The organism is Geodermatophilus obscurus, assembly GCF_900115395.1.
Classification (GTDB): domain Bacteria; phylum Actinomycetota; class Actinomycetes; order Mycobacteriales; family Geodermatophilaceae; genus Geodermatophilus; species Geodermatophilus obscurus_B.
This window is the reverse complement of the sequence record NZ_FOWE01000002.1, coordinates 475228-499029: the sequence shown is the minus strand read 5'-3', so window position 1 is coordinate 499029 and position 23802 is coordinate 475228. Positions and strand designations below refer to the sequence as shown.

Genomic DNA, 23802 nt, shown 5'->3' with positions numbered 1-23802 from the left:
GGGCTAGACGGCGAGGCCGCGCTCCTGCAGCCACGGCACGGGGTCGACCTTCTGCCCGCCCGGGCCCCCGACGATCACCTCGAAGTGCAGGTGCGGCCCGGTCGACTGGCCGCGGTTGCCCAGGAGGGCGATCGTGTCGCCGGCGCGGACGACCTGGCCGGGCTGCACGAGGATCTGCTCCATGTGCCCGTAGACGGTGACGTCGCCGTTCTCGTGCTGGATGTAGACGACGTTGCCGTAGCCGCTGGCCGGGCCCGCCTCGAGGACCACCCCGTCGGCCGCGGCGTACTCGGGCGTGAGCATCGGCGCGGCGAGGTCGATGCCGGCGTGCAGGTTGCCCCAGCGGGGACCGAAGGTGCTGGTCAGGCGGCCACCGGCCACCGGCAGCACCGTGCGCGGCCGCGCGGCCTCGGCGGCCGCGGCGGCAGCCGCCTCGGCGGCGACCCGGTCGGCCTCGGCCTGCGCCTGGGCGGCGGCGGCCTCCTCGGCCTCCCGGGCGGTGCGGCTGGCGGTGACCTCGCCGAGCAGGACGGCGTCGGAGCGGAGGGTGGCGGCCTCGGCGGGCGCCGACAGGTCGCTGCCGCCGATGCCGAGCTCCTCGGCGACACTCACCGACGCGCTGACCGGCTCGGGGCCGTCGGCGCGGGCCACGTGGTCGCCGGCGGCGGAGGCGCCCAGCCCGACGGCGCCGACGAGCGCGGCGGCGAGGTACCAGGCCGGACGGCGGCGCGGCGGCCGCGGCGCGCGCGAGACCGGACGGCGGCTCCGGAGGCCAGGCACCGGCTCGGCGTCGTCGCCGTGAGCCGGGCCGGCCGCGGCGGTGACGGCGGCCAGCGCCTGCGCGTCGGCGGCCACGACCAGGTCGGTGGCGTCGGCGACGGCGGTGACCGGCGGCTCGGGGTCGTCCCGGGTGCCGGGGTCCCCGACGACGACCGCGCGGACCTCGAGCCCGGCGGCGGGCCGCGGGTACGGCGTGGGGCGCGGGCGGGGGGCGGGTGCGGGGTGCACGGCCTCCCCGGTCGGCGACGTCTCCCCCTGACGTCGCTGGGGGGGCGTGTGCTGGGCCGCCGTCCCGGCCGGGGCGCGTCGCCGGTCGGGCGACGCCGCCGAGGCCCTGCGGGAGGAGCCGGCCGCGGTCGGATGCGGGGCCGTTCCTCCCTCGAGGAGGCGGTCGGGGTGGAGCTCGGTCATGCACCTGGCTTCCGTCGGGGACAGGGACGTCGTGCGGTGCCCGGGGGAGCGGGCGGGGCCCATGTAAACACGCCGTGACCGGTTCGTGATCTGCGAGGGCGGGTACGGCCGAGCGGTTGTGTGGCGTGCGCCACCTGGCCGTTCCCGCCTCCTTCGACGCTGCGTCCAACTCGAGCGACGCTCAGTGAGGGACGCGCCGCGTGGGGCGCTGATCAGGAGCGATGAGGCCCACAGGGGGCACGAGGGGCGTGGACACCCCCTTGACAGCACTCCCGTCCGGCGATCCGAGGAGAGCACCAGTGCGCGCAGTCACCTGGCACGGACGTGCCGACGTACAGGTCGACACCGTCCCCGACCCGACGCTGCAGGACGACACCGACGTGATCGTCGAGATCACCTCCAGCGGCATCTGCGGGTCCGACCTCCACCTCATCGAGGTGATGGCGCCGTTCATGACGAAGGGCGATGTCATGGGTCACGAGCCCATGGGCGTCGTCCGCGAGGTCGGCTCCGCGGTGACCGCCGTGAAGCCCGGCGACCGCGTCGTCGTGCCGTTCAACATCTCCTGCGGGACCTGCTGGATGTGCTCGCAGGGCCTGCAGTCGCAGTGCGAGACCACGCAGAACCGCGAGCAGGGCTTCGGCGCCTCGCTGTTCGGCTACACCAAGCTCTACGGGCAGGTGCCCGGCGGCCAGGCCGAGTACCTGCGGGTGCCGTTCGGCAACACGCTGCCCATCAAGGTGCCCGACGGTCCCTCCGACGACCGGTTCGTCTACCTCTCCGACGTGCTGCCGACCTCCTGGCAGGCGGTGCAGTACGCGGCGACGCCGCCCGGCGGCACGCTGCTGGTCCTGGGACTGGGCCCGATCGGTGACATGTGCACCCGCATCGCCGCGCACCTCGGCCTCCGGGTCGTCGGGGTCGACGTCGTCCCCGAGCGGCTCGAGCGCGCCACCGCCCGCGGCACCGAGGTGATCCGCTCCACCGACCAGGCCGACGTCGTCGCCGAGATCCGCGACCGCACCGACGGGCGGGGCGCCGACGCGGTGATCGACGCCGTCGGCATGGAGGCGCACGGCTCCCCGGTGGCCCGCATCGCCCAGAAGGCGACAGCCGTCATCCCGGACGCGATCATGGCGCCGGTGATGAAGGTCGCCGGCATCGACCGGCTGGCCGCGCTGAACACGGCGATCGAGGCGGTCCGGCGCGGCGGGACGGTCTCGCTGTCGGGCGTCTACGGCGGGGCCACCGACCCGATGCCGCTGTCGAACATGTTCGACAAGCAGATCCAGCTGCGCATGGGCCAGGCCAACGTCTGGCGGTGGGTGCCCGACATCCTGCCGCTGCTGGTCGACGACGATCCCCTCGGCGTCGACGACTTCGCCACCCACCGCGTGCCGCTGGAGCAGGCACCGCAGGCCTACGCCGACTTCCGCGAGAAGAAGGACGGCGCGGTCAAGGTGCTGCTGCAGCCCTGAGGCCCCGCGTGAGGAGGACCACCGGCCCGCGGGGCATGCTCCGCGCGGCCGGTGCCTTGCCCTCCGGTAGGACCGCTCCGGACGACGACGTCCGTTCCCGTCCGTCCCGCACCCGTCGTCGTCCCCTGGAGTCCCCCCGTGCCCCGCGGCCTGCTCGCCCTCGCCATCGGCGCCTTCGGCATCGGCACCACCGAGTTCGTGGTCATGGGCATGCTGCCCCAGATCGCCGACGGCCTCGGCGTCTCGGTGTCGGCCGTCGGCCTGCTCATCTCCGCCTACGCGATCGGCGTGGTCGTCGGCGCGCCGACGCTGACCGCGCTCGGGGTGCGCTTCCCGCCGCGGCAGACGCTGGTCGCGCTGATGGTGGTGTTCACCGTCGGCAACGCCCTGTCGGCGCTGGCGCCGACCTACGAGACCCTGGTCGCCGCGCGGGTGCTGACGGCGCTGATGCACGGCGCGTTCTTCGGCGTCGGGGCGGTGGCCGCGCGGGCCCTGGTGGCGCCGGAGCGGGCCACGCGGGCGATCTCGCTGATGATCACCGGCCTGACGCTGGCCAACGTCGCCGGGGTCCCGCTCGGCACGTTCGTCGCCCAGCAGCTGAGCTGGCGGCTGGTGTTCGGTGGCATCGCCGTCATCGGGCTGGTCACCATCGCCGGCCTGCTCGCCTGGCTGCCGGCGGGCACCGGCGAGCGGGGCGACCTGCGCAGCGAGCTGTCCGCCTTCCGCCGTCGGCAGGTCTGGCTGGTCCTGACGCTGACGATGGTCGGGTTCGCCGCCCTGTTCGCCGTCTACAGCTACGTCAGCCCCATCCTCACCGAGCTGGCCGGCCTGTCCGAGGGCTGGGTGACGCCGGTGCTGGGGCTCTTCGGCGTCGGGACCACCGTGGGCACCCTGGCCGGCGGGCGGCTGGGCGACCGCTTCGGCTCCTCCTTCGTCGTCGTCGGGCTGCTGCTCACCTCGCTCACCCTGACCGCCTTCGCGCTGTTGGCGCGCACGCCCGCCGCGGCCGTCGTCCTGCTGGTGCTCTTCGGCCTGGTGTCGTTCGCGATGGGCCCGGTCGTGCAGAACGGCGTCATCGAGGCCGCCCGGGTGCGCGGCGGCAGCCTGGTGTCGGCGGCCAACCAGGCCGCGTTCAACGTGGCCAACGCCATCGGCGCGGCGCTGGGCGCGCTGGTGCTGTCCCTCGGCCTCGGCTACACCGCGCCGATCTGGGTGGGGGCCGCGCTGGCCCTGGCCGGATGCGTCCTGGCGCTCGCCGTCCGGCGCGCCGACCGCCGCGAGTCCGCGCGGGTGACCGCCGACGTCCGGCGGTGGCGCGCGGAGGTGGCGGGGCGGCTGGACACCGCCGCCTGAGCCCGGGTCGACCGCCGTCCGGCGGGTAGGAGGCGGTCATGACGACGACGACCGCCGAGCGGTCCGGACAGTTCACGCTCGGGGACCGCACGGTGAACCGCATGGGCTACGGCGCGATGCAGCTGGCCGGCCCGCACGTGATGGGCCCGCCGGCCGACCGGGACGCCGCCGTCGCGGTGCTGCGCCGGGCCGTGGAGCTGGGCGTGGACCACATCGACACCAGCGACTACTACGGCCCGCACGTGACCAACGAGGTCATCCGCGAGGCGCTGCACCCCTACCCGGAGCACCTGACCATCGTCACCAAGGTCGGCGCGCGGCGGACACCGGACGGCGACTGGCCCGAGGCGCTCTCCCCCGACGAGCTCCGGCAGGCCGTGCACGACAACCTCGAGCACCTCGGGGTCGAGGTCCTCGACGTGGTGAACCTGCGGATGCCCGGCTTCGCCGCGCCCGTGGAGCGCTCGCTCGCCGAGCCGTTCGGCGCGCTGGCCCAGCTGCAGCAGGAGGGCCTGGTCCGCCACCTCGGCGTCTCCAACGTGACGACGCAGCAGTTCGCCGAGGCGCGGGCGATCGCCCCGGTGGTGTGCGTGCAGAACCACTACAACCTCGTGCACCGCGACGACGACCCGATGGTCGACGCACTCGCCCGCGAGGGTGTGGCCTACGTGCCGTTCTTCCCGCTCGGCGGCTTCACCCCGCTGCAGTCCGCGGCGCTGGAGACCGTGGCGCGGCGGCTGGAGACCACGCCCATGCAGGTCGCGCTGACCTGGCTGCTGGCCCGCTCCCCCAACGTCCTGCTCATCCCGGGCACCTCGTCGGTGACGCACCTGGAGGAGAACCTGCAGGCCGCGATGCGGGTGCTCGGGCCCGCCGAGATGGCGGAGCTCGACCGGATCGGCGGCACCGGGGAGCCCGACGTCGACCTCTGAGCTCAGGCCTGCCCGACGCCCGCCCCGACCGGACCGAGCACCCGGGCGAGGTGGGCGTTGGCGAAGACCCCGGCGGGGTCGAGCCGGGAGCGCAGCGCGGTGAACTCGCCGGAGCGCGGGTACCGGCCGGCCAGCGCCACGGCGTCGAGGCCGTGCTCCTTGCCCCAGTGCGGCCGCCCGCCCACCGCACCGGCGATCGCCTCGAACGCCGCGAAGTACCCGCCCGGCTCGCTGCGCGCCGGCACGTGGACGGCGACGTAGGCGGTGTCGCGCCCCGACGCCGTGGACAGCGGGACGTCGTCGGCGGCGGCGACGCGCACCTCGACGGGGAACGGCACGCGCCAGGGACCGGCCTCGACCGCCCGGTGCAGCTCGGTGAGCACCTGCGGCGCCGCCTCCCGCGGGACGGCGTACTCCATCTCCCGGAACCGGACGCGGCGGCGGGCGACGAACACGCGGTGCGCGGCGTCGGTGTAGGTGCGCGCGCCGAGGGCGCCGGCGGAGAAGCGGGCCAGCGGCGGGACCAGCGCCGGCACGCGGCGGCCGAGCGCGACGACGGCGCCGAAGCCGGCGTTGGCCAGCACCTCGTCGTCCCACAGCGCCCGGGCCCGGGACAGCGGCGCCACCTCCGCCAGCGGCACGCGGGTGTTGCGCTTGGTGAGGCAGCGGTCGGTGTGCGGGAACCAGTAGAACTCGACGTGGTCGGTCGAGGTCATGACCTCGTCGAAGGAGGCGAGCAGGTCCGGCAGCCGGGCCGCGCCCTCCTCGGCCCGCAGCGCGAAGGCGGGCACCGCCTGCAGGGTCACCGTGCTGATCACGCCGAGCGCGCCCAGTCCGACGCGGGCGGCGGAGAGGACCCCGGGGTGCTCGGCGGCCGAGCAGCGCAGGACGGTGCCGTCGGCGGTCACCAGCTCCAGGGCGCGCACCTGGGTGGCCAGCCCGCCGAACCGCGCTCCGGTGCCGTGCGTCCCGGTGGACAGCGCGCCGGCGACGGTCTGCCGGTCGACGTCGCCGAGGTTGGTCAGCGCCCAGCCCCGGGCGGCGAGCTCGGCGTCCAGCCGGTGCAGCGTCATGCCCGCCTGCACGGTGACCAGCCCGGCGTCGTCGACGTCGAGCAGGGCGGCGTGCCGGCGGAGGTCCAGCGCGACGTCCTCGGGCCGGCCGATGCCGCTGAAGGAGTGCCCGCTGCCCAGCGCGGTGACCCGGCGCCCCGCCGCGGCGGCCGCCCGGACCTCGGCGGCGACCGCCTCCGTCCCGGCCGGCGCGACGACGGTCAGCCCGGCGGCCCGCTGGTTGCCCGCCCAGTTGCGCCACGTGCCCGTCCCGGTGCCCGCCACGGCGTCATCCTGCCGCTGCCCGCGCTTGCCCCGCGGGTCCGCCGCCGGGAGGCTCCGGTGCCGTGACCGATCCGGCACGGGCCCGGCTCGACGCCGCGACCGCGGAGCTCGACCCGCCGGTCGCCGTCCTCGACCTCGACGCCCTCGACGCGAACGCCGCCGACCTCGCCCGCCGGGCGGGGGGACGGCCGGTGCGGGTGGCGAGCAAGTCCGTCCGCTGCCGCGCGGTGCTGCGGCGGGTGCTGGCCCGGCCCGGGTTCGCGGGCGTGCTGGCCTACTCGCTGCCCGAGGCGCTGTGGCTGGCCGGCGGGGACGACCCGGTCGGCGACGACGTCGTCATCGGCTACCCCACCGCCGACCGGGGCGCGCTGCGCCGCCTGGTGGCCGACCCGGCGCTGGCCGCCCGGGTGACGCTGATGGCCGACTCCCCCGACCACCTCGACGTCGTCGACGCCGTGGCCGCCCCCGGGCACCGGCCGCCGGTGCGGATCTGCCTCGACCTCGACGCCTCGCTGCGCGCCGGGGGCGGACGGGTGCACGTCGGCGTCCGCCGCTCGCCGGTGCACGACCCGGCGGGAGCGGCGGCGCTGGCCCGGGCGGTGCACGGGCGGCCGGGCTTCACGCTCGTCGGCCTCATGGCCTACGAGGCCCAGGTGGCCGGGGTGCCCGACGCCCCGCCCGGGCGTCCGCTGCGCGGCCTGGCGGTGCGCGGCGTGCAGGCGCTGTCGGTGCGGGAGCTGGCCGGACGGCGGGCGGCGGCGGTGGCCGCCGTCTCGGCGGTGGCCCCGCTGGAGTTCGTCAACGGCGGTGGGACCGGCAGCCTCGAGCGCACCGCGGCCGACCCGTCGGTGACCGAGCTGGCGGCCGGGTCCGGGCTGTACCAGCCCACCCTGTTCGACGGGTACCGCGCCTTCCGCGGGGAGCCGGCGCTGCTGTTCGCGCTCGCGGTCACCCGCCGCCCCGCGCCCGGGATCGTCACCACGGCGGCCGGCGGCTGGATCGCGTCGGGCCCGCCCGGCCCCGACCGCTCCCCGCGCCCGGTGCACCCGGCCGGGCTGCGGCTGCTCGGCACCGAGGGCGCCGGCGAGGTGCAGACGCCGCTGCGCGGGCCCGGCACCGCCGGGCTGGCCGTCGGTGACCGGGTGTGGTTCCGCCACGCCAAGGCCGGCGAGGTGTGCGAGCACGTCGACGTGCTGCACACCCTCGGCCGCGACGCGCTCACCGGCTCGGTCCCGACCTACCGCGGCGAGGGCCGCGCCTTCGGCTGAACCGCGGCGGTGTGCCCTGGCCGGGGCGACGGCGAGGGCCGGACCCCCACTAGTCCGCGTCGTTGGCCAGCAGGGCGCGGGCCTCGGCCGCCTCCTCGTCGTCGAAGCCCATGTGGTCCGCCTCGCCCCGGCGGGCGACCTGGGCGTCGATCCAGCGCTTGTGCGCCTCCCACGCCGACTGGCGGGTGGCGCCGAGTGCGCGGCCGATCTGCGCCCACGACGCCCCCGTCGTCCGCGCCGTGCGCACCGTGAGCTGCCGTCCCTGGGCCGCGCGGCGGGCGATCACCTCGCCGAGCGCCAGCAGCTCGAGAGCCTCCCCGCGGGTCAGCGGTCGCGGCCCGGCCGGGTCGTCGGGGTCGGCCAGCGAGTCCCGGGCACGCAGCTCGTCGTAGCGGAGGACGGCGCTCATCAGCGTGTGCTGCCGTTCGAGTGCGTCGACGTCCATGCCCCAGAGTCCGTCAGGCCGTCCTGACTGTCAAGGCAGCCTGACGGACGACGCCTGGTCAGACACCGCCGGCCGCGGGTTCGCGGGCGGCGGCTGCCGCGCCGGAAGCCGGTCCGGCGTACGGGTTGTCGATGACGTACAGCCACCCACCGTCCGGCTGGCGCCGGGCGACCTCGGCCGTGATGGCCGACAGGGACTCCCCTCCGGCGGTGAGCGTCCACTCGTTGCTGAGGATGGCGAGGTCGCCCGCCTCGATCACGTAGCGGGTGCTGACCGTCATGCGGCCCTGCATCGCGACGACCTGGGTCGCGACCTCCCGGATGGCCTCGCGTCCGGTGACGGTCGAGCCGTCGGGCAGGACCATGCTGGCGTCTGCGGCGTAGAGGGCGACGAAGCCCTCGACGTCCCCGGTGTTGACCATCCGCTCGACGGTGGGGTGGATGTCCTGCAGTGCCAGTCCGGATGCCATGAGCGCCCTCTCGGAGCGGGAACGGATGGGCCGGACCGTAGGGCTGCCCGGACGCCACAGGAGCCCGGCCCGTCCGTCTGCGCCCGGTCGGCCGGCCGGCCCTGCACGTCGGCACGCACGGCGACCACAGCTGACGGTGTGTGCTCCACCGGCCGGTCCCGCTCGTCAGCGGGCGCGGGCCACCCGGGTCTCGTCGAAGACCGGCTCGGCGGACTCGTACACGTGCCCGTCGGAGCCGAACACGAGGAACCGGTCGAAGGAGCGGGCGAACCACCGGTCGTGGGTCACCGCGAGCACCGTGCCGTCGAACGCGGCCAGCGCCTCCTCCAGGGCCTCGGCCGACAGCACGTCGAGGTTGTCGGTGGGCTCGTCGAGCAGCAGCAGCGTGGCGCCGGACAGCTCCAGCACGAGCACCTGGAAGCGGGCCTGCTGCCCGCCCGACATGGTCCGGAACGGCTGGTCGGCGGAGTCGGTGAGCCCGTAGCGGCGCAGCACCGCCATCGCCCGGCCGCGGTCCACGCCGGGCCGGCCGGGCTCGCCGTGCCACAGCAGGTCGACCGGCGTGCGGTCGAGCCACTCCGGGTGCGCGTGCGTCTGCGCGAACGAGCCGGGAACCACGCGCGCGCCGAGGCGCCAGGAACCGGTGTGCGGGACGTCGCCGCCGGCCAGCAGCCGCAGGAAGTGCGACTTGCCGGCCCCGTTCGCGCCCAGCACGCAGACCCGGTCGCCGTACCAGACCTCCAGGTCGAACGGCCGCATCAGCCCGGTCAGCTCCAGCTGCTCGGCCATGACCGCCCGGACGCCGGTGCGCCCGCCGCGCAGCCGCATCGCCACCTGCTGCTGCGGCGGCCGGTCCGGCGGCGGTCCGGCGGCCTCGAACTTCGCCAGCCGCGTCTGCATCGCGCGGTACCGGCTGGCCATGTCCGGGGAGTTGGCCGCCTGCTGCTGCAGCGTGCGCACCAGCTCGACCAGCCGCTCGTGCTCCTCCTCCCAGCGCCGCCGCAGCTCGGCCATCCGCTCGTGCCGCGCCGTCCGGGCGTCGGCGTAGCCGCCCCACCCGCCGCCGTGCACCCATGCCGTGCCGCCCTCGACGGTCACCACCCGGTCTGCCACGCGGGCCAGCAGCTCGCGGTCGTGGCTGACGAACAGCACCGTCTTGCGGGTCTCGAGCAGCCGCTCCTCCAGCCACCGCTTGCCGGGGACGTCGAGGTAGTTGTCCGGCTCGTCGAGCAGCAGCACCTGCTCGGGCCCGCGCAGCAGCGACTCCAGCGCCAGCCGCTTCTGCTCACCGCCCGACAGCGTCGACAGCTCGCGGTACTTGCACCGGTCGTAGGGGACGCCGAGCGCGGCGACGGTGACGGTGTCCCAGGTGACCTCGGCCTCGTAGCCGCCGACGTCGCCCCACTGCGCCAGCGCGTCGGCGTAGGCCAGCTGGGCGGGCTCGTCGTCGGTCTCCATGAGCCTCAGCTCGGCGGCCTCGAGGGCGTCCCAGGCGGCGCGCACCGCCGGGGCCGAGAGGTCGACGAGGAACCGCTGCACCGTGGTGTCGTCGCGCACCGAGCCGATGAACTGGCGCATGACGCCGAGGCCGCCGCTGCGGCCGACCGTGCCGGCCTCGGGCACGAGGTCCCCGGCGACGATCCGCAGCAGCGTCGTCTTGCCGGCGCCGTTCTCGCCGACCAGCGCGGCGCGGGCGCCGTCGCCGATCCGGAAGGAGACGTCGTCCAGCAGCACCCGGCCGCCCGGCAGCGTGTGCCGGACCCCGCTCACGTCCACGTACCCCACGCGCTCATGGTCCGGGACGGGGCAAGCCGCTTTCAGGAGGTGGTCAGCACGACCTTGCCCAGCGCCCGCCGCTGCTCGAGGTCGGCGTGCGCCCGGGCCGCCTCGGCCAGCGGGTACGTCGTCACCAGGGGCCGCCAGGCACCCGAGGCCACCCGGTCCAGCGCCCGTGCGGCGAGACCCGGGACGCCGCCGGGCAGGGCGGCCATCCGCGGTCCGAGCGACCAGCCGGCGGTGATCCCCAGCCGGACGAGGTCGGCGCTGTCGAGGGCGGTGACGGTGCCCGAGGACCAGCCGAAGAGGACCAGCCGGCCACCGGGCCGCAGCAGCTCGAGCGCGCACCGCCCGACCGCCCCGCCGACACCGTCGTAGACCAGGGTCACCCCGCCGACGGCGTCGCGGACGCGGGCGTCCCAGCCGGCCTCGCCGTAGTCGACGACCAGGTCGGCGCCCAGCCCGGCCAGCCGGGCGGTCCGGTGCCGGCCGCGCGCCGCGGCCACCACGGTCGCGCCGCGCTCGCGGGCCGCCTGGACCAGCAGCCAGCCCAGCCCGCCGGCGGCCGACGGGACGAGGACGACGTCGTCGGCCGACGGCGGCTCCAGCTCCAGGACACCCAGCGCGGTCCGGCCGGTGCCGACGGCGGCGACGGCGTCCGCCGCGGGGACGTGCCCGGGGACGGCGAACAGCTGCCCGTCGGCGGCGGTGACCGCCTGCTCGGCGTACCCCCCGGGGACCGGGCCCAGGTGGGCGACGGCGCGGCGGCCGAGCCAGCCCGGGTCGACGCCGTCGCCCAGGGCGTCGACCACCCCGGCGACCTCACGGCCCGGGACGGTGGGCAGCCGCGGCGCGGGCAGCGGCACCGGCCCGGGGTCGCCGCGGCGCAGCTCCGTGTCGACCAGGTGGACGCCCGCCGCCTCGACGGCGATGCGGACCTGCCCCGGTCCCGGCGTCAGGTCGGGCAGCTCGTCGAGGACCAGGCGGTCGGGGCCGCCGAAGGAGTGCAGTCGGATCGCTCGCATGCACGGGAGGCAACCGCCTCACGTGCACGGGAGGTCAAGAGCTCAGCCGACCGACTGCAGCCGGGCCCGGGCCAGCCGCTCGACCATCTCGGGCAGCGCGGTGACGGGGACGCCGCTGAGGTCGCGGCGCGAGGAGCGGACGACGCTGCCCACCACCTGGGGTCGCAGCCGGGTGCCGAACTCGGAGACCAGCCGGGCGACGGCCTGCTCGACGACGGGGTCGGCAGTGTGCTGCGCGGGAAGCGTCATGGGCGCGCGGGACTCCTCGTGCTGTCCGGTGCGGGGGACGGGGACCACCGTGACCTGCGCCGGGGCCGCGGGCCAGGGACCAACGTCCCGGGCGCTCGACAGTCGACCCCGACATCACACGGTGTTATGCGGTCAGGACGTGAAGTAGCCGTTCTGGCCGGTCGTGGTGACCGCCGCGGCGTCGCGGACCAAGGCGGCCAGCTCGCCGGCGTCGACGCGGTCGAGGGCGGCGAAGCGGATGCAGCTCTTGCCGCAGGAGACCCTGCCCAGCCGCGCGGCCCGCGCCTCGGCCAGGTACTCGCCGTCGACGACGGCACACACGTACAGCGACAGGTGCCGCTTCTGCGCGGCCAGGGCGATCAGGGGCCACAGCGTCGTCTCCCTGGCCGACCGGGGCCGGTAGGGCATGAGCCCGTACCCGAGCACCTGCCCCGAGCCCGCGGTCACCAGCTGCCGGTCCAGGCCGGGCGCCGCCTCCCGCACCAGCGCGTCGACGCGGCGCAGCTCGTCCGCCCGCGGCCCGGCCGCGTCGAACCACTCCTCGACGGGATCGATCACGGGCGCGACGCTAGCGACGGGCACCGACGGTCGGGGCCGGTCGCCGTCCCCACAGCAGGGTGTCCAGCGCGGTGCCCGCCGGGGTCTCGCGGGGCACCTGCCCGAGCCGGTCGACGTCGAGCAGCGCGGCGACCGGTGCCAGGCGGTCCGCGCTGTGGAGGAGGGCCGGGTCCTGGGGGCCGCCGACGCCGCGGGTGAGGTTGTCGGCGTCGTGGCCGAGCAGCAGGAACCGCCCGCCGGGGCGCAGCCAGTCGACGGCGCGGACCAGCAGCGGCGTCATCTCCTCCTCGGGCAGGTGCAGGTAGGCCACCAGCACGAGGTCCTGCGACGCCGGCTCCGCCGTCCACCGCGTCACGTCGGCGGTCACCCAGGTGACGCGGTCGGCACCCTCCTGCGCCCGGCCGCGGGCGAGGCCGGTCGTGGAGAAGTCGACCGCCGTGGCCCGCCAGCCGAGCCGGGCCAGCCACAGCGCGTGCCGCCCCTCCCCCGCCGCCAGGTCGAGCGCGTCGCCCGGCGGCAGGCCCCCGACCAGGTCGGCCACCAGGGGGTTCGGCTCCCCGGACCACTGCTGCCGCTCGGCGTAGCGCGCGTCCCAGTCCTCCGCCTGCACGCGCGGGAGTCTGCCAGCGCGGGTGCGGCCCGGTCCGGACGACGCCAGGCTGGCACGGGTGAGCACCGTCCGGCTGGTCCCCTTCGAGCCGGAGCACCTGCCCGGGGTGCTGCCGTGGTTCGACGACCCCGAGACGCGGCGCCGGCTGGGCGGCCGCGACTGGCCCACCCGGGAGCTGGCGCTGCGCAGCACGCTCTGGAGCGAGGAGTTCCGCGGCCGCCGGGTGCTGCGCTCGTGCACCTTCGTCGCGCTGGACGACGACGGCACCGTGGTCGCCCAGGTCGGCGGAGACGTCTACGACCGCTGGACGGCGTGGGACCCGGTCACCGAGCGCGTGCTGTCCACCGACCCCCGCCGCACGATGGGCGCGGCCTACGTCGTCGCCCCGTCCCGCCGGGGCCGCGGGCTGGGCGCCGCGACGCTGCGGGCGCTGGTGGCCGCGCCGGAGACCGCCGACGTCGAGCAGTTCGTCCTCGGCATCGAGCCGGACAACACGGCGAGCCTCCGCGCAGCGGCGTCCGCGGGGTTCGCGCCGCTGACCACCGAGCCCGACGCCGAGGACATGCTGTACCGGCACCTCCTGCGGTGAGGGGCAGGATGCCGGTGTGGCCGCTGCCGTCTCCGCCGTCGACGACCTGGTCCTGCACGCCCCCCGCGTCCTCGGGTTCGCCCCGACGGGCCGCATCGCCGACCGCTACGGGCTCGACCGCGACGACGTCGAGGACCACCTGCTCGACCTCGGCGCCCGCGGGTGGGTGGGCTCGGCCGCCTTCGCCGGCACCTCCGGCTGGTTCCTGACCGAGGCCGGCCGCGCCGAGGACGAGCGGCGGATGGCCGCCGAGCTCGACCGCACGGGCGCCCGCCCGGTCGTCAGCGACGCGCACACGCGGTTCCTGCCGCTCAACGCGCGCTTCGCCCGCGTCTGCACCGACTGGCAGCTGCGGCCCACCCGGGCCGAGCCGATGGCGGCCAACGACCACACCGACTGGCGGTGGGACGAGCGCGTCCTGCGGGCGCTGGGGACGCTGGGCCGGGAGCTGACGCAGCTCACCGACCCGCTCGGCGGGTGCCTGCAGCGCCTCGACGGCTACGGCGCGCGCTACGCCGCCGCCCTGGCGCAGGTCGACCTCGGGCAGCGGCGCTACGTCGACTCCCCCGAGGTCGACTCCTGCCACACCGTGTGGATGCAGCTGCACGAGGACCTGCTGTCCACCCTCGGCATCCCGCGGGGCGCCGACGGCTGAGCGTCGTCCCCGGCTGGCAGCATGCGCGCCGTGACGACGACGGTCCCGCCGCGGGAGGTGGCGCTGCTGCGGCTGGTCGCCCAGCGCGTCGCCGGGCCGCCGTTCCCCGACGCCGCGGCCGCCGTCCGGGGGCTGCTCGCCGTGCAGGCGCAGGACCTCCCGGGCGCCCTGACGTCGGTGGCGCTGCGGACGGCGGACCGCGCGCGGGCCGGGGTCGACGCGGCGCTGGAGAGCGGCGACGTCGTCCGCTCCTGGCCGATGCGCGGCACCCTGCACCTCACCCCGGCCGCGGACCTGCCCTGGATGCTCGACCTGCTCGGCTCGCGGGCGCTCGCCGGTGCGGCGAAGCGGCGGGAGGTGGTCGGGCTGACCCTCGACGACCTCGAGCGGTCCCGCGGCGTCGCCGTGGGAGCGCTGAGCGGCGGCCGGCGGCTCGGGCGCAGGGAACTGCTGACAACCCTGGCCGACGGCGGCTGCGACGTCGCGGGTCAGAAGGGCTACCACACGCTGTGGTACCTGTCGCAGACCGGGACGCTCGTCCTCGGCCCCCCGGAGGCCGGTGACCAGGCGTTCGTCCTGCTCGAGGAGTGGATCCCGGAGCCGCGCCGGCTCGCCCGCGAGGAGGCGCTGGCCGAGCTGGCGCTGCGCTACTTCAGGGGGCACGGCCCGGCCACCGTCGCCGACCTGGTGCGCTGGGGCGGGACGACGGTCCGCGACGCCCGCGCCGGTCTGGCGCTGGTCCGCGACCGGCTGGCCGCCGTCGACGCCGACGGCACCGAGATGTACCTGGACCCGGAGACCCCCGACCGGCTGGCCGCCTGCCGGGCCGAGGCCGAGGGCCTGCACCTGCTGCCCGGCTTCGACGAGGTGGTGCTCGGCTACGCCGACCGCACCTGCACCGTCCCGGCGGAGCACGCCGACCGGATCGTGCCCGGCGGCAACGGGGTCTTCCGCCCGACCGTGGTCACCGGCGGGTGCGCGGTCGGCACCTGGCGGTGGACGGGCACCGGGGCGCGGCGGGCGGTGGTCGCCGAGCCGTTCACCGCCTTCCCCGACGGCGTGGCCGAGCGGGTGCCGGAACTGGCGGCGCGGCTGCCCTGAGCCGCGCGGCGGCCGCCGCTCCTGCGGTGCCCCCACCGCTCCTGCGGTGCGCCCTCCGCTCCTGCGGTGCTGCGGTGCGGCGGGACTGCGGGCGACACCGCAGGAGCGGGCGGCGGGTCAGGCGGCCAGCTGCCCGGCCAGCTCCTCGAGGTCGTCGAGCACCAGTCCGGCGCCCAGCGGGCCGAGGCCGAGGAACCACCGGTCGTCGTCGACGGAGACGGCGCGCCCCTCGGCGACCGCCGGGATCGACCGCCACAGCGGCCCGGCGGTGACCTGCTCGGCCGCCGCCGCGCCGTCGGCCCCGTACGCGGCGTGGAAGAGCAGGTCGCCGTCGGCCTGGGTCACCTGCTCGGGCGAGACCTCGACGAACGTCTCCTGCGTGCGCTGCACCTCCGGCCGGGCGAAGCCGACGTCGGCCAGCACCGACCCGATGAACGACCCCTCGCCGTAGAGCCGCACCAGCGTGCCGTCGAGGAAGCGGGCGATGCTGACCTCGGTGGCGGCCGGGTCGCCGTAGAGCTCGCCGACCTCCTGCGCCCGCACGGTGTACTCGTCGAGCAGAGCCTGCGCCTCCTCGGCGCGGCCGAGCGCCTCGCCGGCCAGCAGCAGGTTCTCCTGCCAGCTCTCGCCGATCGCCTCGGCGAAGACGGTGGGGGCGATGCCGGCCAGCTGGTCGTGGACCTCGGCGTGCCGCACCGCGTTGGACAGGATCAGGTCCGGCTCCAGGGCCGCGATGGCCTCCAGGTCGGGATCGGCGATGGTGCCCACGTCCGCGATGTCCGCGGGGTCGACGCCGGCCGCCGCGACGAAGCCGGGCAGCTCGTCGCTCACGTCGGTGCGGGTCGCGCCCACCGGCGTCACCCCGAGGGCGAGCGCGGCGTCGAGCTCACCGGTGTCGAGGACGACGACGCGCTCCGGGGTGCCGACGATCTCCGTCTCCCCCATCGCGTGCTGCACCGTGCGGGTCTCCTCCGCCGGCGTCGCCTCCGCCCGCGCCTCCGGCTCCGTCCCGCCGCATCCGCTCAGCACCGCCGCCGTCAGCACGGCCCCGGTCACCCGCCGGCCCGTCCGTCCCCAGAGCACCACTGCCCTCCTCCCGGCGCCGGACCGTCCGGCACCGGGGACCCACCTTAGGGCAGGCTTGCCTAAGCGGTCTCGGCACTCCGTTCGACGAGGAAGACGGGGATGACCCGGTCGGTCTTCCGCTGGTACTCCGCGTAGGGCGGGTAGGCGGCCACGGCGCGCTCCCACCACTCGGCCCGCTCCTCGCCGGTGATCTCCCGCGCGACGCCGTCCCAGGGCTCCGGCCCGTCCTGCACGCTCACCTGGTCGGGGTACCTGCGGAGGTTGGCGACCCACGCGGGGTCCTTCGGCGCCCCGCCCTGGGAGCCGACCATCGCGTAGACGCCGTCCTTCTCCACGCGCATGAGCGGCTGCTTGCGGACCTTCCCCGTCGTCGCGCCTCGGGTCGTGAAGACGACGACCGGCAGGCCGGTGTCGAGCAGCGTGTTCGCCTCACGCCCCCCGGTGGCCTCGTAGCGCTCCACCTGGTCGCGGACCCACTGCTGCGGACTCGGGACGTACTCCCCCTGGACTGGCATGCCCCGACCGTAGGACCGACGAGATCCCGGCGCCCGGGCAGTCACGACCCGGAGCGCCCCGACCCGAGGAGACCCCGCATGGCCCGGCTCGTGATCACCCAGAACACCACCCTGGACGGCGTCGTGGAGGCGACCGGCGGCTGGTTCGCCCCGCAGGACGACGGCGCCGACGTCTCCGACCAGCTCGACGTCGTCCGGGGCCACATGGCCGGCCAGTCGGTGTTCCTGACCGGCCGGCGCACGTTCGAGGAGATGCGCGGGTTCTGGCCGCACCAGGCCGGCGACACCACCGGGATCGGGGCGCACCTCGACGCGGTCGAGAAGGCCGTCGTCTCCTCGACCCTCGCCGAACCCGGCTGGGCGAACACCACGGTGCTGTCCGGCGACGCCGTCGAGGAGGTCCGCCGGCTGCTGCGCGGGCGCGACGGCGAGGTCGGGATCACCGGCAGCATCACGCTGTGCCACGCGCTCATCGCGGCGGGGGTGGTCGACGAGTACCGGCTGTTCGTCTTCCCGCGGGTGCTCGGCCGGGGGCGGCGGCTGTTCCCCGACGGCACCGACGTCCGGCTCACCGCGACCGGCAGCCGCACCTTCCGCTCCGGCGTCACGCTGCTGACCTACCGGCCGGCGTGAGCCTCAGCGGGCGTCGACGGTGTGCGGGACGAAGAAGCTGAGGTTGTCGGTGATCAGCCCGTCGCTCTCGCGGATGCCGAGGCCGGCGGGCTCGCCGTCGACCACCCAGGCGCCGAGCACCGGGTGGTGCGGGCCGTCGACGCCGGGGAAGTCGGGCAGCGGCGCGAACTCCTGGACGACGAACCCCTCGGTGCCGTACCGGCCGGGCAGCGCGGTGACCACCTGCCCGTCGCGGACGATCTGCACGTTGGCGCCCTCGCGGCCCCACAGCGGCTTGCGCACGAAGTCGCGCCAGCTCGCCGGCACCTCGTCGGCGAAGTAGGCCGGCAGCAGCAGCTGCGAGAGCACCGGGTCGCCGCCGAACAGCCGCCACAGCACCGGCAGCAGCGCCTTGGTGCTCCAGAGCATCTTGTAGACCGGCTCGACCCACGTGGTGCCGCCGGGCCGGGCGGCGTCGGCCAGGACGGCCGCGCCGAACTCGTCGTCGACGAGCCACTCCCAGGGGTAGAGCTTGAAGACGACGTCGAGGTGGCGGCCGGCCGGGTCGTAGAAGCGCCCGTCGCCGGCGTCGAGGGCGATGTCCTCGACGACGAGCTCCACGGCCTCGTAGCCGGCCTGCACCACGGTGTCCATCAGGTAGGCGACGGTCATCCGGTCCTCGCCGGAGGGGTCGGCGCTGCTCCAGGCCAGGTGCACGCGTGGCCGCAGCCCGGTCCGCCGCTCCCAGCGGGTGAGGTTGCGCTGCCACGCGGCGACCAGCTTCTCGTGCAGGGCGTTCCACTGGTCGCGGCCCTGGCCGGTGAACAGGTGCCAGTTCCACTGCGCGACCGCCGCCTCCACCAGCCCGGTGGGGGTGTCGGCGTTGAACTCGAGCAGCTTCGGCGGGCCCTCGCCGTCGTAGCGCAGGTCGAAGCGGCCGTAGACGCTGGGCGGCTCGGCCTCCCAGGAGGCGCGGATGCCGGAGCGGGCGATGAGCGGGATGCCCATCCGCTCGAACAGGTCGTGCTCGACCACGTGGTCGCCGGCGGCGACGCACATCTCGAACAGCTGCGACACCCAGCCCTCGAGCCGGGCCACCTCCGCGGAGGTCAAGTCGTAGAAGGGGCCCTCGCGCCAGTAGCTGCGGACCTCACCGCCGGGGGTGGTGGTGCGGTTGTACACCAGCCCCTGCGCCTCGACCTCGGCCTCCCAGCCGGGCCGGACGACGCCGCCCTCGACGCGCCGCACGCCCGCGCCTCAGGAGCCGGAGGTGCGGTTGCCGCCGGTGCCCGAGCCGATGCCACCGGTGACGCGGGTGCCGCTGGCCACCGTGCCGGTGCCGGGCAGGCCGTACCGCTGCCGGGCCGCGGTGTCGCGCGGGTCGACGCGGGTGCCGCCGGAGGGCAGCACGGTGCCCACGGGCAGCCCGCCGCGGAAGGCGCCCAGGTAGAGGAAGAACAGGCCACCCCCGCCGCCGCGGTAGTCGTCGTCGCAGTACTCGTCGTCGACGATCTCGCCGTCCTCGTTGGTGCAGTAGGCGACCTGCTCCTCCTCGTCGTCGCTGCCGCAGCCGGCCAGGAAACCGGTGGCGGCGGTGGCGAGCACCGTCGTCGTCAGTGCGCTGCGGACGCGGTTCGAGAACGCCATGGACCCCTCCCGACCTGGTGGACGCCCCGACCCTAGATCCACGCCGGGGACGGCGGCGGCTCCGGGCGGCTCCTCGCACGGCGCGGACGGTCCTGTGCCGCTACCGTCCGGACACCGACGCCCTCGCCCCGGAGGAGGCGCGATGACCGCCAAGGAACCAGCCGAGATCGCCAAGGTCGCGGCCGCGACCGGCGCCAAGAAGGTGCACCGGACGTGGGACCGGGTGCTGGTGAGCGCCTTCCTCGCCGGCGCCTACATCTCCTTCGGCGCGCTGGTCGCCATCACCGTGTCCTCCGGGCTGGACCCCGAGACCTGGGGCACGCTGCCGACGCTGTTCATGGGCGCGGCCTTCACCCTGGGCCTGGTCCTGGTGCTCATCGCCGGCTCCGACCTGGCCACCGGCAACATGATGCTGGTCCCGCTCGGTGCGATGAACGGCAAGATCAACGTGGCCGACGTCGTGCGCAACGTGACCCTGGTGCTGGTCGGCAACCTGCTCGGCGCCCTGTTCGTCGCGTACTTCCTCGCCGTCTCCACCGGGGTCATCGGCGACGCCGACAGCACCGGCAGCGCCCAGCTGACCTTCACCCGGCTGGCCGAGATCGCCGACGGCAAGACGCACCACACCGCGTGGGAGACCTTCCTGCGCGGGGTCGGGTGCAACTGGCTGGTCTGCCTCGCGGTGTGGATGTCGCTGGCGGCGACCGGCGTCTCGGGCAAGATCCTGGCCGTCTTCTTCCCGGTCATGGCCTTCGTCGCCATGGGCTTCGACCACGTGGTCGCCAACATGTTCTTCCTGCCCGCGGCGCTCTTCGCCGGGGTGGAGGGCGCCAACTGGGGCGACACCCTCACCAACTGGCTGCTGGCCGGCGTGGGCAACCTGGTCGGTGCGGTCGTCTTCGTCGGGACCTCGTACTGGTACCTGTTCCTGCGCGACCAGCCCGACGCCGCCCCGCGCACCGGGTCCGAGCCGGCCGAACGCGCCTGAGCGGGCTTCTCCACCGCGCCGCCCCCACTCCGCCGGACCGCCCGGGGACGGCGGGCGGGCGGCCGCGGCCCGGGTCCCGTTCCGGGTCGCGGCCGTCCGCACCCGGTGGCACGGTCGATCGCACGGACCACCGGGAGGGCTCAGTCGCATGCGGTACAGGGAGGGCGGCGACCTCGACACGTCGTCGATCCAGGACCGGCGGGGACGCTCCGGCGGCCTGGGCGGCGGGCGCGGGATCGCCGTCGGCGGTGGCGGGATCGGCCTCGTCGGCCTCCTCGTCATCGTGCTGGTGCAGGTCCTCGGCGGCGGGAGCGGGGGCGGCGCCGGCACCGGTGCCGGGCTGGGCGCGCTGGCCGGGCTGGCCGAGGGCGAGACGGCCGACAACGCCGCCCTGGAGCAGTCGTGCGACGACAGCGGCGACGCCAACGACTCCGTCGAGTGCGCCGTGGTCGCCGACGTCGAGTCCATCCAGGACTTCTGGACGCAGCAGCTCGGCCCGCAGTACGTGCCCACCCAGACGGTGTTCTTCTCCGGGCAGGTGCAGACGCAGTGCGGCGGGGCCACCAGCGGCTCCGGCCCCTTCTACTGCCCGGCCGACCGCCTCGTCTACATCGACCTGTCGTTCTTCGACACGCTGCGCTCGCAGTTCGGCGCCCAGGGCGGCGCCTTCCCGAACTCCTACGTGATCGCCCACGAGTACGGCCACCACGTGCAGAACCTGCTCGGCACCAACCAGCAGGTGACGCCCGGCGAGAGCGGCCCCACCAGCGGCGCGGTGCGCCTGGAGCTGCAGGCCGACTGCTACGCCGGCGCGTGGGCCAACCACGCGACGACCGTGCCCGACGAGTCCGGCGCCCCGCTGATCGCCGAGATCACGCAGGACGACGTCGACCGCGCGCTGGACACCGCCGGGCGGATCGGCGACGACTTCATCCAGGAGAACCTGGGCGGCGGCAACGTCGACCAGGACGCCTTCACGCACGGCTCGTCCGAGCAGCGCCAGCGCTGGTTCCTCACCGGTTACGAGACCGGGGACCCGGCGCGGTGCGACACCTTCACCACCGACGACCTGGGCTGAGACGGTGACCGAGCACCTGCGCGTGACCCGGGACGGCGCGGTCGCCGTCCTGACCATCGACCGCCCGGAGAAGCGCAACGCGCTCACCGCCGCGATGTGGGCGGCGCTGCCCGGCGTGCTGGCCGGGCTGGCCGACGACCCGGCGGTGCGCGTCCTGGTGGTCACCGGCGCCGGGCCGGGCTTCTGCGCCGGGGCCGACATCGCCGACCTGCTCGGCGGGCCGGACGCCGGCGACCCGATGGCGCAGCTGCGCCGGGACAACCTCGCCGCCCAGGCGGCCCTGCGCGACTTCCCCGGGCCGACGATCGCCATGATCCGCGGGCACTGCATCGGCGGCGGCGTGGAGCTGGCCACGTGCTGCGACCTGCGCTTCACCGACCCGACCGGCGTCTTCGGGGTCACCCCGGCGAGGGTGGGGATCGTCTTCACGCCCACGTCGACCCGCCAGCTGGTGCGACTGGTCGGGCCCTCGACGGCGCGCTACCTGCTGTACTCCGGCGAGCTCGTCGACGCCGCGACCGCGCTGCGGACCGGGCTGGTCGACCGGCTGCTGCCGGCCGGCGACCTCGCCGGGGAGGTCCGGCGGTTCGCCGAGGTGCTCGCCTCCCGCTCGGCGCTGACCCAGCGCGCGGCCAAGGAGATCACCGCGGCCCTGGCCGCCGGGGACGACGAGGACGCCGTCGAGGAGCTGGCCGCCCGCTGGTACCGGGAGACCGCGTCCGCCGGCGAGCTGGCCGAGGGCGTGGCCGCCTTCACCGAGCGCCGCGCACCACGGTTCCCCTGGCGCGGTCAGGCGACCGGCAGCCCCTGATCCTCGGCCTCGACGGCGGCGTTCCACTCGCGCTTCTCGGCCTGCCAGCGGTCCTCGGTGCTGCCCAGGCGCCAGTAGCCCGACACCGACAGCCGCTCGCGGGGGACGTCGAAGCCCGCGCGCACGAACCGGCGCAGCTCGCGGACGGCGCCCGCCTCGCCGTGGACGAAGACGTGCACGTCACCGTCGGGCAGGTCGGCACCGGCGACGGCGGCGACCAGGGCGACCCCCGGCGCGCGGCCGCGGCGGACCCAGGTCACCCGCACGCCCGGTCCCCCGGCCAGCGGCTGCTCCTCCTCCGGGCCGGCCACCTCGACGAACACCTCCGCGCGGGCGCCGGCGGGCAGCGCCTCCAGCGCGACGGCGATCGCCGGCAGCGCCGTCTCGTCGCCGGCCAGCAGGTGCCAGCCGGCGTCCGCGGCCGGCGTGTAGGCCCCGCCGGGGCCGAGCAGCTGCAGCGTGTCGCCCGGCCCCGCGGCCACCGCCCATGGCCCGGCGACGCCCTCGTCGCCGTGGACGACGAAGTCGATGGTCAGCTCCGCGGCGGCGGCGTCCCAGCGGCGCACGGTGTAGGTGCGGGTCGAGGGCCACTGCTCGCGCGGCAGCCGCGCCTGCACGTCGTCGAGGTCGAAGGGCGCGGCGTAGGGCGCTCCCGGCGGGGGGAACTGCAGCTTGACGTAGGAGTCGGTGTGCTCGGGGGCGAAGCCGGCCAGCCCGTCCCCGCCGAGGACGACGCGCACGACGTGCGGCGTGAGCCGGGTGGTCCGCACGACGGTGCCGGTGCGGGGCGTGCGCCGGCGGCGCGGGGCGGGGTCGGCCACAGGGCCCTCCTCAGGTCAGGGAAGGCTCACCTTACCTGGTGGCGCAGACCGGTCCCCGTTTCCGGACCCCTCCGTCCGGGTAGCCCCTGGCCAGCGGGAACGGCGCCGTCCTCGGCGCCGTCCTCGGGGCTGTCGCCGATCAGGTGCCACGGCCCCGGGCGGTGCCGGACCGCTCTTCCCCACGCGTCACGGGCCGGCACCCGCACCACCGCCGGCCCCGTTCCACACGCACACCCCCCGGCGACGGCCGTCCCTCGCTGATGTGTGCGTGATCCATTCCGGGGTAGCGCTACGCCGACCGAGATCCACTCAGGAGGAACGATGACCCACTCCATCGACGCTCCCCTCCCGCCGCCGCCCTCCTCGGGCGCGACCGGCTTCGGGGACACGAGTACGACCTCGACCACCACCACGGGCTCCCCGTCGACCACCGACGTGGCCCGCGACGAGGCCCGCAACGTCGGCCAGACGGCCAAGCAGGCCGGCAACCAGGTCGCCTCGACGGCCGCCGACCAGGCGAAGAACGTCGTCGCCGAGACCAAGCAGCAGGCCGCGGGCCTGGTCGACCAGGGCCGCACCCAGGTCCGCCAGCAGGTCGTGTCGCAGCAGCAGAAGGCCGGGCAGAGCCTGTCGAGCCTGGCCGAGCAGCTGCGCGGCATGGTCGACGGCAACGCCCCGGCCCCCGGCCCGGCCCGCGACCTGATCCAGCAGGGCGCCGGCCGCGTGCAGGACTTCGCCGACATGCTGCAGAACCGCGAGCCGGCCGACCTGCTCGAGGACGTCCGCAGCTTCGCCCGCCGCCGGCCCGGCGCCTTCCTGCTCGGTGCCGCCGTCGCCGGTGTCCTCGCCGGCCGGCTGACCAGCGGGGTCAAGGCCGCCCACTCCGACGGCCCGTCCTCCGGCACCCGGTCCCTCACCGGGACGTCGACCACCGGCTCGGGCAACTACGTCGACCCGGCACCGGCCTACTCCGGCTACGAGTCGACCCCGTCCTACGGCACGACGTCGGGCTACGAGACGACGAGCTACGAGACGACCACCTCGGGTGGCTACGGGACGGGCGCGACCTACGGTGACTCCACCGCCGGTGGCACCCCGCTGCCGCCCCCGCCGTACGGGACCACCCCGCCGGAGGGTGGCGTCGTGCCGCCGACCACCCCGGCCGGCTGGGACGACCCGGACCGCCGTCCCGGTCAGGGGGTCTGAGC

Annotated in this window: 26 protein-coding genes; 12 read left to right on the top strand and 14 right to left on the bottom strand. The window is 76.0% G+C overall.

All coding sequences use genetic code 11. From position 1 onward, the window contains the following. Nucleotides 1-3: 3 nt before the first annotated feature. The gene (locus tag BM165_RS05880; RefSeq protein ID WP_244274076.1) at nt 4-1008 is read right to left on the bottom strand and encodes a M23 family metallopeptidase; all 1005 of its coding nucleotides are present in this window, start codon (nt 1006-1008) and stop codon (nt 4-6) included. Nucleotides 1009-1490: 482 nt separating this feature from the next. On the opposite strand from BM165_RS05880, the gene BM165_RS05870 reads away from it, so the two are divergent. From BM165_RS05870 to BM165_RS05860, 3 genes are all read left to right on the top strand, one after another. Then, nucleotides 1491-2669 carry an alcohol dehydrogenase catalytic domain-containing protein gene (locus BM165_RS05870; RefSeq protein ID WP_075012531.1) on the top strand — a complete coding sequence of 393 codons (1179 nt, stop codon included), beginning with the start codon at nt 1491-1493 and terminating at the stop codon, nt 2667-2669. Between the two features lie 138 nt (nt 2670-2807). Beyond that, nucleotides 2808-4022: an MFS transporter gene (locus BM165_RS05865; protein WP_075012530.1), complete on the top strand. Its 1215-nt coding sequence runs from the start codon at nt 2808-2810 to the stop codon at nt 4020-4022. 38 nt (nt 4023-4060) lie between these two features. Continuing rightward, on the top strand, nt 4061-4954 hold the full coding sequence (locus BM165_RS05860) for an aldo/keto reductase family oxidoreductase (protein ID WP_075012529.1): 894 nt from the start codon (nt 4061-4063) through the stop codon (nt 4952-4954). A gap of 2 nt (nt 4955-4956) precedes the next feature. On the opposite strand, the gene BM165_RS05855 is transcribed toward BM165_RS05860, so the two are convergent. Then, nucleotides 4957-6291 carry a D-arabinono-1,4-lactone oxidase gene (locus tag BM165_RS05855; RefSeq protein ID WP_075012528.1) on the bottom strand — a complete coding sequence of 445 codons (1335 nt, stop codon included), beginning with the start codon at nt 6289-6291 and terminating at the stop codon, nt 4957-4959. 62 nt (nt 6292-6353) lie between these two features. Here BM165_RS05855 and BM165_RS05850 point away from each other — a divergent pair, with 62 nt between their 5' ends. Then, nucleotides 6354-7559 (top strand): type III PLP-dependent enzyme domain-containing protein, encoded by a 1206-nt coding sequence (locus BM165_RS05850; protein WP_075012527.1) that lies wholly within the window; start codon nt 6354-6356, stop codon nt 7557-7559. Between the two features lie 49 nt (nt 7560-7608). Here BM165_RS05850 and BM165_RS05845 read toward each other — a convergent pair whose 3' ends face one another. From BM165_RS05845 to BM165_RS05815, 7 genes are all read right to left on the bottom strand, one after another. Next, on the bottom strand, nt 7609-8004 hold the full coding sequence (locus BM165_RS05845; RefSeq protein ID WP_075012526.1) for a hypothetical protein: 396 nt from the start codon (nt 8002-8004) through the stop codon (nt 7609-7611). A gap of 58 nt (nt 8005-8062) precedes the next feature. Continuing rightward, complete coding sequence (locus tag BM165_RS05840; RefSeq protein WP_075012525.1) at nt 8063-8473, bottom strand: YybH family protein; 411 nt, start codon at nt 8471-8473, stop codon at nt 8063-8065. 165 nt (nt 8474-8638) lie between these two features. After that, nucleotides 8639-10258: an ABC-F family ATP-binding cassette domain-containing protein gene (locus BM165_RS05835; RefSeq protein WP_075012524.1), complete on the bottom strand. Its 1620-nt coding sequence runs from the start codon at nt 10256-10258 to the stop codon at nt 8639-8641. A gap of 32 nt (nt 10259-10290) precedes the next feature. Beyond that, nucleotides 10291-11274: a zinc-binding dehydrogenase gene (locus BM165_RS05830; protein WP_075012523.1), complete on the bottom strand. Its 984-nt coding sequence runs from the start codon at nt 11272-11274 to the stop codon at nt 10291-10293. 42 nt (nt 11275-11316) lie between these two features. After that, entirely contained in the window at nt 11317-11523 is a 207-nt protein-coding gene (locus BM165_RS05825) for a three-helix bundle dimerization domain-containing protein (protein WP_075012522.1), read from the bottom strand. A gap of 132 nt (nt 11524-11655) precedes the next feature. Continuing rightward, complete coding sequence (locus BM165_RS05820) at nt 11656-12081, bottom strand: DUF1801 domain-containing protein (RefSeq protein ID WP_083427111.1); 426 nt, start codon at nt 12079-12081, stop codon at nt 11656-11658. A gap of 10 nt (nt 12082-12091) precedes the next feature. After that, nucleotides 12092-12691 (bottom strand): class I SAM-dependent methyltransferase, encoded by a 600-nt coding sequence (locus tag BM165_RS05815; protein ID WP_075012521.1) that lies wholly within the window; start codon nt 12689-12691, stop codon nt 12092-12094. A gap of 58 nt (nt 12692-12749) precedes the next feature. Here BM165_RS05815 and BM165_RS05810 point away from each other — a divergent pair, with 58 nt between their 5' ends. The 3 genes from BM165_RS05810 to BM165_RS05800 are packed head-to-tail and all read left to right on the top strand — an operon-like array spanning nt 12750 to nt 15036. After that, nucleotides 12750-13280, top strand: a complete 531-nt coding sequence (locus BM165_RS05810) for a GNAT family N-acetyltransferase (protein ID WP_177225117.1) — start codon at nt 12750-12752, stop codon at nt 13278-13280. Between the two features lie 16 nt (nt 13281-13296). Next, nucleotides 13297-13935, top strand: coding sequence for a transcriptional regulator (locus BM165_RS05805; RefSeq protein ID WP_075012519.1), 639 nt, complete (start codon nt 13297-13299; stop codon nt 13933-13935). 30 nt (nt 13936-13965) lie between these two features. Next, nucleotides 13966-15036 (top strand): winged helix DNA-binding domain-containing protein, encoded by a 1071-nt coding sequence (locus BM165_RS05800; RefSeq protein ID WP_244274075.1) that lies wholly within the window; start codon nt 13966-13968, stop codon nt 15034-15036. 117 nt (nt 15037-15153) lie between these two features. Here BM165_RS05800 and BM165_RS05795 read toward each other — a convergent pair whose 3' ends face one another. Both BM165_RS05795 and BM165_RS05790 read right to left on the bottom strand, forming a co-directional pair. After that, nucleotides 15154-16119, bottom strand: coding sequence for an ABC transporter substrate-binding protein (locus tag BM165_RS05795; RefSeq protein WP_075012670.1), 966 nt, complete (start codon nt 16117-16119; stop codon nt 15154-15156). Between the two features lie 62 nt (nt 16120-16181). After that, nucleotides 16182-16637 carry a nitroreductase family deazaflavin-dependent oxidoreductase gene (locus BM165_RS05790; RefSeq protein WP_075012517.1) on the bottom strand — a complete coding sequence of 152 codons (456 nt, stop codon included), beginning with the start codon at nt 16635-16637 and terminating at the stop codon, nt 16182-16184. A gap of 78 nt (nt 16638-16715) precedes the next feature. Between BM165_RS05790 and BM165_RS05785 the strand changes: the two genes are divergently transcribed. Next, nucleotides 16716-17270 carry a dihydrofolate reductase family protein gene (locus BM165_RS05785; protein ID WP_075012516.1) on the top strand — a complete coding sequence of 185 codons (555 nt, stop codon included), beginning with the start codon at nt 16716-16718 and terminating at the stop codon, nt 17268-17270. Between the two features lie 3 nt (nt 17271-17273). Here BM165_RS05785 and BM165_RS05780 read toward each other — a convergent pair whose 3' ends face one another. After that, entirely contained in the window at nt 17274-18497 is a 1224-nt protein-coding gene (locus BM165_RS05780) for a glutathionylspermidine synthase family protein (protein ID WP_075012515.1), read from the bottom strand. A 9-nt stretch (nt 18498-18506) separates the two neighbouring features. Continuing rightward, on the bottom strand, nt 18507-18896 hold the full coding sequence (locus BM165_RS05775; RefSeq protein WP_075012514.1) for a hypothetical protein: 390 nt from the start codon (nt 18894-18896) through the stop codon (nt 18507-18509). A gap of 142 nt (nt 18897-19038) precedes the next feature. On the opposite strand from BM165_RS05775, the gene BM165_RS05770 reads away from it, so the two are divergent. From BM165_RS05770 to BM165_RS05760, 3 genes are all read left to right on the top strand, one after another. Next, a complete protein-coding gene (locus BM165_RS05770) occupies nt 19039-19884 on the top strand; it encodes a formate/nitrite transporter family protein (protein ID WP_075012513.1) in 846 nt (281 codons plus the stop codon). Between the two features lie 148 nt (nt 19885-20032). Then, nucleotides 20033-20962, top strand: coding sequence for a KPN_02809 family neutral zinc metallopeptidase (gene ypfJ / locus BM165_RS05765; RefSeq protein ID WP_075012512.1), 930 nt, complete (start codon nt 20033-20035; stop codon nt 20960-20962). A 4-nt stretch (nt 20963-20966) separates the two neighbouring features. Further along, nucleotides 20967-21773, top strand: a complete 807-nt coding sequence (locus BM165_RS05760; protein ID WP_075012511.1) for an enoyl-CoA hydratase/isomerase family protein — start codon at nt 20967-20969, stop codon at nt 21771-21773. On the opposite strand, the gene BM165_RS05755 is transcribed toward BM165_RS05760, so the two are convergent. Beyond that, the gene (locus BM165_RS05755) at nt 21752-22594 is read right to left on the bottom strand and encodes a siderophore-interacting protein (RefSeq protein ID WP_075012510.1); all 843 of its coding nucleotides are present in this window, start codon (nt 22592-22594) and stop codon (nt 21752-21754) included. The two genes, BM165_RS05760 and BM165_RS05755, sit on opposite strands and share 22 nt — an antisense overlap. Before the next feature lie 321 nt (nt 22595-22915). Between BM165_RS05755 and BM165_RS05750 the strand changes: the two genes are divergently transcribed. Beyond that, nucleotides 22916-23800, top strand: a complete 885-nt coding sequence (locus tag BM165_RS05750) for a hypothetical protein (protein WP_075012509.1) — start codon at nt 22916-22918, stop codon at nt 23798-23800. The last annotated feature ends 2 nt before the right edge of the window (nt 23801-23802 follow it).